The 9,916-nt window shown below is 72.2% G+C and carries 12 protein-coding genes; all 12 read right to left on the bottom strand.

What is annotated here, in order from left to right; all coding sequences use genetic code 11:
* The coding region (locus ACXJKL_RS06605; protein ID WP_457206263.1) for a S4 domain-containing protein at positions 1–236 on the bottom strand (236 nt) is incomplete at its 3' end.
* Positions 233–790, bottom strand: a complete 558-nt coding sequence (gene lspA / locus ACXJKL_RS06600; RefSeq protein ID WP_457206262.1) for a signal peptidase II — start codon at positions 788–790, stop codon at positions 233–235. The genes lspA and ACXJKL_RS06605, both read right to left, overlap by 4 nt.
* Positions 763–1,578: a TraR/DksA family transcriptional regulator gene (locus ACXJKL_RS06595; RefSeq protein ID WP_457206261.1), complete on the bottom strand. Its 816-nt coding sequence runs from the start codon at positions 1,576–1,578 to the stop codon at positions 763–765. Before ACXJKL_RS06595 ends, lspA begins: the two co-directional genes overlap by 28 nt.
* A gap of 173 nt (positions 1,579–1,751) precedes the next feature.
* Positions 1,752–2,510, bottom strand: a complete 759-nt coding sequence (locus ACXJKL_RS06590) for a DivIVA domain-containing protein (protein ID WP_457206260.1) — start codon at positions 2,508–2,510, stop codon at positions 1,752–1,754.
* 124 nt (positions 2,511–2,634) lie between these two features.
* Complete coding sequence (locus ACXJKL_RS06585; RefSeq protein ID WP_457206259.1) at positions 2,635–2,925, bottom strand: YggT family protein; 291 nt, start codon at positions 2,923–2,925, stop codon at positions 2,635–2,637.
* Positions 2,926–2,933: 8 nt separating this feature from the next.
* Positions 2,934–3,419, bottom strand: a complete 486-nt coding sequence (locus tag ACXJKL_RS06580) for a cell division protein SepF (protein ID WP_457206258.1) — start codon at positions 3,417–3,419, stop codon at positions 2,934–2,936.
* A gap of 61 nt (positions 3,420–3,480) precedes the next feature.
* The gene (locus tag ACXJKL_RS06575) at positions 3,481–4,173 is read right to left on the bottom strand and encodes a YggS family pyridoxal phosphate-dependent enzyme (RefSeq protein WP_457206257.1); all 693 of its coding nucleotides are present in this window, start codon (positions 4,171–4,173) and stop codon (positions 3,481–3,483) included.
* Complete coding sequence (locus ACXJKL_RS06570; protein ID WP_457206256.1) at positions 4,170–4,859, bottom strand: polyphenol oxidase family protein; 690 nt, start codon at positions 4,857–4,859, stop codon at positions 4,170–4,172. The genes ACXJKL_RS06575 and ACXJKL_RS06570 overlap by 4 nt, the downstream gene beginning before the upstream one ends.
* A 3-nt stretch (positions 4,860–4,862) precedes the next feature.
* A complete protein-coding gene (gene ftsZ / locus ACXJKL_RS06565; protein ID WP_457206255.1) occupies positions 4,863–6,095 on the bottom strand; it encodes a cell division protein FtsZ in 1,233 nt (410 codons plus the stop codon).
* Positions 6,096–6,627: 532 nt separating this feature from the next.
* The gene (locus ACXJKL_RS06560; RefSeq protein ID WP_457206254.1) at positions 6,628–7,392 is read right to left on the bottom strand and encodes a cell division protein FtsQ/DivIB; all 765 of its coding nucleotides are present in this window, start codon (positions 7,390–7,392) and stop codon (positions 6,628–6,630) included.
* Positions 7,385–8,803 (bottom strand): UDP-N-acetylmuramate--L-alanine ligase, encoded by a 1,419-nt coding sequence (gene murC / locus ACXJKL_RS06555; RefSeq protein ID WP_457206253.1) that lies wholly within the window; start codon positions 8,801–8,803, stop codon positions 7,385–7,387. The genes ACXJKL_RS06560 and murC overlap by 8 nt, the downstream gene beginning before the upstream one ends.
* Before the next feature lie 7 nt (positions 8,804–8,810).
* On the bottom strand, positions 8,811–9,881 hold the full coding sequence (gene murG / locus ACXJKL_RS06550) for an undecaprenyldiphospho-muramoylpentapeptide beta-N-acetylglucosaminyltransferase (protein WP_457206252.1): 1,071 nt from the start codon (positions 9,879–9,881) through the stop codon (positions 8,811–8,813).
* Positions 9,882–9,916: the final 35 nt, after the last annotated feature.

Raw genomic sequence — 9,916 nt, 5'->3', positions numbered from 1 at the left:
GGGACCACCTCGAGGGGGTCCGCCTCGGCCGGGATCGACACCTCGAGCATCGACCCGGCGTGCAGCCGGTCGCTCTTGCCCACGTCGTCGCCGTCGACACGCACGTGTCCGTCGGCGATCAGGTCGGCGGCGCGGGTCCGCGAGAAGCCGAACATCCGGGCCATGGCCGCGTCGACGCGCTCACCGGCGAGACCCTCGGGCACGTACACGGTGCGCTGGTCGACGTACGCGCTCACGACCCGTCCCTCTCGGCCCGGCGGCCCGCGAGCGTCACGCCCCGGAACGACTGGACGATGATCACTCCGGCCGCGATGTTGATGCACATGTCGGCGACGTTGAACACCGGCCAGCTCGGCAGCATCAGGAAGTCCACGACGTGGCCGCGCATGAAGCCGGGCTCGCGCACGATGCGGTCGGTCAGGTTGCCGGCGACACCGCCGAGCAGCATCCCGAGACCGATGGCCCAGAGCGGACTTCCGAGACGGCGGCTGAGCCACAGGACCACCAGCACGGCGACCAGCGCCAGGCAGCTGAACACGACGGTGAACTCCGTGCCGGTGCTGAACGCGGCTCCGGGGTTGTGCGTGAGGTGCAGGACCAGCCAGTCACCGAGGACGGGGATGTCGCCGTCCTCGAGATGCGCCAGGGCCCACTGCTTGGTGCCCAGGTCCAGGGCGTACGCCGCGGCGGCCACGAGGGCGAAGAGCCCCCAGGTCCTGCGGGGTCGCGCCGGTGAGTCGTGGGTACCCGGGTCGCTGGAGCTCAGCGACGCTCCTCGCGCTGCTTGCATGTCATGCACAGTGTGGCACGCGGGAAAGCCATGAGACGCATCTTGCCGATCGGCTCCCCGCAGGACTCGCAGATGCCGTAGCTGCCGTCGTGGATGCGACCGAGCGCGCGGTCGATCTGCGCGAGCATGTCGCGCTCGATGTTGAGGACCGTCAGCTCGTGGTCGCGCTCGAAGCTGGTCGCGCCCATGTCCGCCTGGTCGTGCCCGGCGCCGTCACCGGCATCGCGCATGAGGCCGGCCAGGTCGTGCTCGGCCTCGTCGAGGACGCTCACGAGCTTGTCACGCTGGGTGTGCAGGTCGGCGACGACCTCGTCGAGCTCGGCCTTGGTCCAGCCGCTCTCGTCCTCCTTCACCACGAGGGAGGAGGCGGGCGCCTTCTTGGTGCTCACGGTGGTGTCGGTCTTCTTCACGGCGGCCTTCTTCGTCACGGTCTTCTTGGTGGCAGAGGTCTTCTTGGTCGCCGTCGCAGCAGCCGGGGTCGCTTTCGTGGCGGGCGCTCTCTTGGCGGGGGCCTTCGTGGCGGGTGCCTTTTTCGCGGGCGCCTTCGCGGCAGGGGCCGCCTTCTTGGCGGGCGCCGCCTTCGTGGCGGCGGGGGCCTTCTTGACGGGGGCCTTCTTGACGGGGGCCTTCTTCGCGGCGGGAGCCTTCTTGGCGGCCGTCTTCCGAGCAGGAGCCGCGGTCTCGCGCGTTGCTCCCTCCTCCGCCTCCGGCTTGCCGGGCCGCCGGCCGATCACCTTCTTGGCCGCGGCTGCAGCACTGCCGGCGAGGGACTTGCGGGTGCTGGCCATGGGCAGATCTCCTGGGGACCGAGGTGTGGCGGTGTCTCCCACACGGTGGCAGGGAGGGTACCCCTGCCTGGGAGCCCGACCAAGCGGCTCGCCCACAAGGGTGGAGAGCGGCCGGTCCCGCACGGGAACCGGCCGCTCTCGATGTCGTACGACGGGCCGTGCGGCCCGGTGGGTCAGTTGTTCTCGTCCTCGCCCAGGATCGAGCGCAGGCGCTTCGGCGCCGGAGCACCGTCGGCCGGCATGTCGGCCACGGAGCCGGAGCCCTGCAGGGCCTCGAGCTGCTGGGTGAAGTAGCTCTTGAGGCGAGACCGGTACTCGCGCTCGAACGAGCGGAGGGTCTCCACCTCGCTGCTGAGCTTGTCGCGCTCCTTCTCCAGGTCGCCGAACATCTGCTGGCGTCGCTCGGCGGTCTCGGAGTCGAGCATCTGCGAGCGCTGACGGGCGTCGGCCTCGAGGCGGTCGGCCTTGGTCTTGGACTCCCCCTCCAGGCGCTCGGCCTTGGTGCGGGCGGCACCGACGATCTTGTCGGCCTCGTTCTTGGCCTCGTCCACGAGCTCGTCGGCGTTGCGGGTCGCCAGCTCGAGCAGGCGGGCGGCCGCGTTGGAGGCCTGCGGGACCGTCTCGACGCGGATCGTCTCCGCGCTGGGGGCCGGAGCCGCAGCGGCGGCCGGGGCCGCCACCGGGGCGGGAGTCGGCGCCGTGGCCGGCTTCTCCTCCACCTTGGCCGGCTCGGGAGTACGGGCCGGGGCGGACGCACCGCCGGTCTGGGCCGCGGAGAGCTTCGACCGCAGGTCGTCGTTCTCCTTGGTGAGCCTGGCGAGCTCCGCCTCCACCTCGTCGAGGAACTGGTCGACCTCGCCCATGTCGTACCCCTCGCGGAGGCGGACGGGCGTAAAGCGCTTGTTGCTCACGTCCTCAGGCGTCAGCGGCATGACGTCACCCAAACTTTCACGTTGATGGCAAACCGGGGCTGTTCCCGGACACACTAGCGCCACGGCGCGGCGCAGTGTCAGTGACCCATGGGGCTGCTGGGCCAGGTCACTTTCGAGCGTATCGCTACGCGAAGACCCTACCGATCACCACGAGGAGCAGGTAGGCGCCGAGCATCACCAGCAGGAAGCTCAGGTCGAGCATGACCGAGCCCAGGCGCAGCGGAGGGATGACCCGCCGCAGGGCCTTGATGGGCGGGTCGGTGATCGTGTACACGACCTCGAGCGCGACCAGCAGGATGCCCGACGGGGACCAACGACGCGCGAACACCTGGACCCAGTCCACGACGAAACGCACCCACAGGAGAGCGATGAAGCCCCAGACGAGTCCGTAGAGGATCTCGCCGACGATAGTCACGTAGTCGCTCAGCTCTGGTTGAAGAAGCCGTTCTCCGCGATCCGCTCCTTGTCCTCGGTGGAGACCGAGACGTTGGGCGGGGAGAGCAGGAAGACCTTGTTGGTCACGCGCTCGATGGTGCCACGCGTGGCAAAGATCAAGCCCGCGGCGAAGTCGACGAGACGCTTGGCGTCGTTGTCGTCCATCTCCGAGAGGTTCATGATCACGGGCGTGCCGTCGCGGTAGTTCTCACCCACGAGGCGGGCCTCGTTGTAGTTGCGCGGGTGCAAGGTGGTGATGCGGCTCAACTCGGCGACCACTCCAGGAGAGACCGGCGCCGGACGGCGGCGCTCGGCGATGTCGGACACGGGGGCGGGACGGCGGTCCCGGGGCTCGCGGGAAGGCTGCTCGGCGACCACGTCGTGCTTGGTCGTCTCGTCGTTGAACTCGTCGTACTGGCCAGTGTCCTCGAGCAGGCCGAGGTACTCGCCGATCTTGCGCATGGCGCCGCTCATGACATGGATCCTCCGGTAGACCGGGCGCCCGGGAACGGGCGCCATGTGACYGATGTGGACATTACTTGACCGCAGGCCTCGGACCGAGGACCGCGGACCCGACACGCACGTGTGTCGCGCCGTGCCTGATGGCGTGCTCGAGATCGCCGCTCATCCCCGCGGACAGCGTGGTGGCCGTCGGGTGGTGGATGAGCAGGTCCCGGTGGATGCCGGCGAGCCGGGCGAACGCCGTCGTGGGGTCCTCGCCCAGCGGCGCGACAGCCATGAGGCCACCCAGTCGCAGGTGCTCGGCGCCGGCCACCGCGTCCGCCAGCTCGACGAGGGCGGATGGGTCCGCGCCGGCCCGGTGGTCGGACCCCGCCGGGTCGAGGCTCACCTGGAGCAGCACGTCGACCGTGCGCTCCCCCGCGCCCCGGTCCAGCGGCGCGACCAGCTTGCGGCGGTCGACGGACTCGACGACGTCGGCGTACGACGCGACCGCGGACGCCTTGTTGCTCTGCAGGGCACCGATGAAGTGCCAGCGCAGGCCGAGGGCGGCGCACTCGGCGGCCTTGTCGGACGCCTCCTGGTGGCGGTTCTCGCCGACGTCAGTGATCCCGAGGTCGGCGAGCACCCGCACGTCGGAGGCCGGGAAGAACTTGGTCACCACCACCAGGGACACCTCGTCGGGTGCCCGGTCGGCGGCCAGGCACGCGTCGGCGATGCGACGGCGTACGACGGCGAGGTTGGCCGCGATGTCCTCGGCGCGGGTCACGAGAGCCACACCAGACCCGCGAAGCGCCCGGCGGCAGCACCGTCACGGCGATAGGAGTGCAGACCGCGCTCCTCGAGCGTGCATCCGGCGACGTCGACGGTCGGGACGCCCTCGCGGGCCAGCTGGGCCCGCACCCCGGCGCCGATGTCGAGCGCGGGCGTGCCCCACGACGTCTCGGCGTACGCCTCGGGCACGACGGCGCTCACCTCGCTCCGCATCTGCTCGGGCACCTCGTAGCAGCGGCCGCACACGTGCGGTCCGACCCACGCGACGATGTCGGTGGCGCCCTGCGCACGCATCACCTCGACGGTGCGGGTGGCAATGTCGAGCACCAGGCCGGGACGACCGGAGTGGACGGCGCCGATGACGCCGGCCTCGGCGTCGGCCAGCACCAGGGGGACGCAGTCGGCGACGCGGACCATGAGGCCGAGTCCGCGCGTCGTGGTGACCAGGGCGTCACCGTCCGGCGCCTGACCGAGCGGCATCGGGGCGTCGACCACCAGCACCTCGTCGCCGTGCACCTGCGAGAGGCGGGCCAGCGGGACGCCGATGGTGCCCTCGACGCGGGCCAGCAGCTCGGGGAAGTCCTGCCGGAGCCCCTGGAGGTCGAGGGAGGAATCAGTGAAGGCGACGTCCACCCGGAGCCGGGAGACGTCGCCCTCACGGACGTCGCGGAAAGCGAACATCTACTACTTCAGGAAGTCCGGGACGTCGAGGTCGTCGTCGTCGAACTGCACGGGACGGCTCGGGCGGCTCGGCTCCTGGCGCGCGGGAGCCGACGGCGGGGTCGACTGCTGCGCCGGCCGGGTGGACTGCTGGACCGGCTGGGACTCGGGCCGCGAGGGCTCGAAGCTCGTCGGTGCCGGCGCGGCGGGCCGCTGGGACGCGACCTGCTGGGCGGCGGCCCGGGTCTCGGCCTGGGACTGCACCGGGGTCTGCGGGCGCAGCACGTTGCCCTCCGAGCGACGCTTGGGCATGCCGCCGTCGAAGCCGGCCGCGATGACCGTGACCCGCACCTCGTCACCGAGGGCGTCGTCGATGGTCGCACCGAAGATGATGTTGGCCTCGGCGTGCGCCGACTGCGACACCAGGGCCGCCGCCTCGTTGATCTCGAAGAGACCGAGGTCGGAGCCACCGGCGATGGAGAGCAGCACGCCGTGCGCACCCTCGATGCTCGCCTCGAGCAGCGGGGACGAGACGGCCATCTCAGCCGCCTGCACGGCCCGGTCGTCGCCGCGGGCCGAACCGATGCCCATCAGGGCGGAGCCGGCGTTGGCCATCACGGACTTGACGTCGGCGAAGTCGAGGTTGATCAGGCCGGGGGTGGTGATCAGGTCGGTGATGCCCGAGACACCTTGCAGCAGCACCTGGTCGGCCTGCTTGAAGGCGTCGAGGATCGACACGCTGCGGTCGGTGATCGACAGCAACCGGTCGTTCGGGATCACGATGAGGGTGTCGACCTCCTCGCGGAGCTGGCTGATGCCCTCCTCCGCGGAGTTGGCGCGACGGCGGCCCTCGAAGGCGAAGGGGCGGGTGACGACGCCGATGGTCAGCGCACCGAGCGAGCGCGCGATACGGGCCACGACGGGTGCGCCACCGGTGCCGGTGCCGCCGCCCTCGCCGGCCGTCACGAACACCATGTCGGCGCCCTTGATGACCTCTTCGATGTCGTCGGCGTGGTCCTCGGCCGCCTTGGCGCCCACGTCGGGGTTGGCGCCGGCTCCGAGGCCGCGGGTGAGCTCGCGACCGATGTCGAGCTTGACGTCGGCGTCACTCATCAGGAGGGCCTGGGCGTCGGTGTTGATCGCGATGAACTCGACACCCTTGAGGCCGACCTCGATCATCCGGTTGACGGCGTTGACGCCGCCTCCACCGATACCCACGACCTTGATGATCGCCAGGTAGTTCTGTGCTGCTGCCACGGCTGCAGGCCTCTCTCGGGTCTGGTCCGGCCGGGTGCCGGATCGCGGTCTGGGTTGTCGCGTTGGTGTGTCGTACAGGGGCGCGTGGCTGGCGGTCTCTGCCCTCAGCGGCCGGAACTCTAACCGTGAACCTGAGGGTTATAGTTATGTCAACCTCGCGTTGCAGATGACCATAGGCAGGACGTGGCGACACATCTCGACGACACGCCCCGTGTCGCATCTTTTTTCGTACGCCGCGTGCAGGGGTCCGGCTGTCGCTGCGGGCTGTTGTCGGTGGTCGCCGTCGGCGGTCGTCTCCGTGGTTCGCGGCCAGTCGCCGTGGTCAGCGGTGAGTCACCCACCTTTCGACCAGGTGGTTGTGTGGCTCCGGCACCGCCACCCGGGGTGTCGCGGCGGACACGCCGGGCGAGGGGTCACCCAGCCACCGTCCACGCGGACGGAATGTGGCTGTCTCACCGCTCGCCGGCCGCCACCGGGGCGGGCCGGCACCCGCCGCCAGCGGGAAACCCGACGCGCAGGGCACCCGGCAGCGTCAGCTCGGTCGGGTGATCGGGCTCTCCGGGACGCTCACGTCGTAGACCTGCGCCTGCTGCGCGGCGAGCAGCTCGGGCAGCACCCGCGCCTTGAGCTCGGACTGCTCCGCGCTCCCCCACAGCACCTGGCGGCCGTCGCGCAGCACCAGGGTGATCTGGTCGATGGTCTGCACCTCGACGTGGTCGACGCGCGCCGCGAGGTCCCCGGGGAGCACCGCGACGACGCCGGCGGCCTCGGCCAGGGCGTCGGAGCCCGTGGAGGTGGTCGGGCGCACCCGCGGGAGGCCCTTGGGGGCGGTCTTGAAGTCGCGGAAGACGATGCCGTCCGCGTCCAGCCCCCGCAGCCGGCCGCCGAGCTCGACCACGGCGATCGCGGTGCGCTCGGTGACGTCGATGCGGACCCCGTCGGGCCACACGCGAGTGACGTCGACGTCCGCGACCTCGGCCAGGGCCGCGACCCGACGCGAGATCGCCTCGATGTCGACGAGGGCGAGCTGCTCGCCCATGGGCACCTCGGCCACGGCGAGGACCCGGTCGGGGCCGAGCAGCCGGTTGCCCTCGACCTCGACCTTGCCGACGGACAGGAGGGCGGAGAAGAAGACCAGCCAGACGGTCGTGGCGATGAGCGCGACGAGCACGAGCGCCGCGGCCAGGACCCGCCAGTGCATCCAGCGACGGGCCCGCTGCCGCCGCGCGAAGCGCTGGCGGTCGCGCTGCTCGCGGCGCTCGTCGTCGGTGGGACGGGTCCCGGTCGCGCTAGCCATGCGCGTTCCGGAGCAGGTCGAGGACGCGGGGACCGAGCTCGGTGATGCTGCCCGCGCCCAGGGTGAGCACCAGGTCGCCGGGACGCGCCCGGTCGGCCAGTGCCGCGGGCACGGCGTCGAAGTCGGGCTCGAAGAGGACGTGCTGCGCGTCGAGGGGTACGGCGTCCGCGACGAGCGCCCCGGTGACCGCCGGGTCGGCGTCCTCGCGGGCCAGGTAGACGTCGAGCACGACGACGTCGTCGGCGGCACCCAGGGCGAGCCCCATCTGCTCGCCGAAGATCCGGGTGCGGGAGACCAGGTGCGGCTGGAACGCGACGACGAGCCGGCCCTCGCCGACGACGGCCCGGGCGGCCTGGAGGTCGCCCGCGATCTCCACGTGGTGGTGGGCGTAGGAGTCGTAGACACGCACGCCGGCCGCCTCGCCCTTGAGCTCCATCCGGCGGCCCGTGCCCGTGAAGCCGGCCAGCCCCGCGAGCAGGCCGGACACGTCGTGGCCCAGGCGCAGGCCGACGGCTAGCGCGGCCAGCGCGTCGAGCAGGTAGTGCCTGCCGGGGATCCGGAGCACCAGGTCGCCCACGACCTCGCCGTCGCGCAGCACCCGGCCCCGGGACGTGGTGCCCTCGAAGGCGACGTCGACCAGGCGCAGGTCGCTCGACTCGTCCTCACCGACGGTGATCACCTCGAGCCCCCGGGAGCGCGCGTGGGTCGCCAGGGCCGCGGCGCCGGGGTCGTCGCCGATCACGACGAGGAAGCCGTCGCGGTCGATCGTGGCCGAGAACTCCTCGAAGGCCGCGTGGTAGGCCTCCTCGGTCCCCCAGTTGTCGAGGTGGTCGGCCTCGACGTTGGTCACGATCGCGGCGTGGGGACGGTAGACCAGGAACGCACCGTCGCTCTCGTCGGCCTCGGCCACGAAGAGGTCGTCGCGGCCGGCGTCGGCGTTGCGGCCGGTCGCGCTGAGCACACCGCCGACGGCGTACGTCGGGTCGGCGCCCGCGGCGACCAACGCGCTGGTCAGCAGGCCGGTGGTCGTCGTCTTGCCGTGCGTGCCGGCCACGGCCAGCACCCGGCGACCGGCCATCACGGCGGCGAGACCGGCCGAGCGCGGCAGGACCCGCAGCCCGCGGCGCCGGGCCTCGAGCACCTCCGGGTTGTCCTCACGGGCGGCCGTGGTGACCACGACGGTGTCGGCGTCGGCGACGTGCTCGGCCGCATAGCCGAGGTGGCAGGTGACACCGACCTCGCGCAGCGCGGGGAGGAACGGGGTGTCCTGGTCGTCGCTGCCGCTCACCGGCACGCCCTGGAGGGCCATGATCCGGGCGATCGCCGAGAGGCCGGCACCGCCGATGCCGGTGAAGTGCACCCTCCCCAGCCGGTCGGCCGGGAGCAGCACGTCGGGGACGGGCACCTTCACGGCGTCATCACCGGGCGACCTCGACGATGATGCGCGCGAGGGCCTCGTCGGCGTCGCGGGGCACGAGCGCGGCCGCGGCGGCACCCATCCGCGCCAGCCGGTCGGCGTCGCCCAGCAGCGTCGGGATCGTGGCGCGGACCCACTCGGGGGTGAGCGCGTCGTTGCCCACCATGAGCGCTCCCCCGGCGTCGACGACCGTGCGGGCGTTGAGGGTCTGCTCGCCGTTGCCGATGGGGAGCGGGACGAGCACGGCCGGCAGCCCGACCGCGGCGGCCTCGGTGAGGCTGGAGGCGCCGGAGCGGCAGACCACGAGGTCCGCGGCGGCGTACGCGAGATCCATCCGGTCGACGAAGTCGAGCACCTTGTAGGGCACGCCGGTCGGCACCGGGTCCGCCTCGCCCTTCGGGCCGACGACGTGCAGGACCTGCACCCCGGCCTCGGCCAGCGCCTCGGCGGCCGCGGACACCGAGAGGTTGAGCTGCCGGGCGCCCTGCGAGCCGCCGGTGACCAGGAGCGTGGGGCGGTCGGCGTCGAGACCGAAGAAGCGTCGCGCCCCGTCGCGGGCCTCCGCCCGGTCGAGGGTCGAGATCATCCGGCGGATGGGGAGGCCGACGTACTCGGCCTTCGGCAGCGGCGTCCCGTGGAAGCTGACCGCGACCCGGTCCGCGACCCGCGCCCCGACCTTGTTGGCCAGGCCGGGCAGCGCGTTCTGCTCGTGCACCACCAGCGGCAGCCGCCGACGGCGCGCGGCGAGGTAGGCCGGCATCGAGACGTAGCCGCCGTAGCCCACGACCACGTCGGGCCGCACCGTGTCGAAGACCTCGAGGGTGCGGCGTACGGCGTCGCGCAGCCGCAGCGGGACCCGGAGCAGCTCGCCGGAGGGCTTGCGCGGCAGCGGCACCGGCGGCACCAGGTGGAGCGGGTACCCGGCCCGTGGGACCACGGTGTTCTCCAGGCCGCGGGGCGTGCCCAGGCAGTGCACCTCCACCGTCGGGTCGAGCCGCCGCAGGGCGTCGGCGGTGGCGATCAGGGGCGAGGTGTGGCCGGCGGTGCCACCGCCGGCGAGGAGTACGCGCATCAGGAGAAACCTATCCCCGGTGCCCGGTCAGCGCG

This window comes from Nocardioides sp. P5_C9_2, from assembly GCF_054049555.1.
The sequence above is the reverse complement of the archived record's forward strand: the minus strand, read 5'-3'. Positions and strand labels throughout refer to the sequence as shown.

What these genes read in the sequence shown, in the direction of transcription:
- lspA (WP_457206262.1), bottom strand. Translation starts at nt 790, where the DNA reads ATGCAAGCAGCGCGAGGAGCGTCGCTGAGCTCCAGCGACCCGGGTACC.
- ACXJKL_RS06595 (WP_457206261.1), bottom strand. Translation starts at nt 1,578, where the DNA reads ATGGCCAGCACCCGCAAGTCCCTCGCCGGCAGTGCTGCAGCCGCGGCC.
- ACXJKL_RS06590 (WP_457206260.1), bottom strand. Translation starts at nt 2,510, where the DNA reads ATGCCGCTGACGCCTGAGGACGTGAGCAACAAGCGCTTTACGCCCGTC.
- ACXJKL_RS06580 (WP_457206258.1), bottom strand. Translation starts at nt 3,419, where the DNA reads ATGAGCGGCGCCATGCGCAAGATCGGCGAGTACCTCGGCCTGCTCGAG.
- ACXJKL_RS06570 (WP_457206256.1), bottom strand. Translation starts at nt 4,859, where the DNA reads ATGTTCGCTTTCCGCGACGTCCGTGAGGGCGACGTCTCCCGGCTCCGG.
- ACXJKL_RS06560 (WP_457206254.1), bottom strand. Translation starts at nt 7,392, where the DNA reads ATGGCTAGCGCGACCGGGACCCGTCCCACCGACGACGAGCGCCGCGAG.
- murG (WP_457206252.1), bottom strand. Translation starts at nt 9,881, where the DNA reads ATGCGCGTACTCCTCGCCGGCGGTGGCACCGCCGGCCACACCTCGCCC.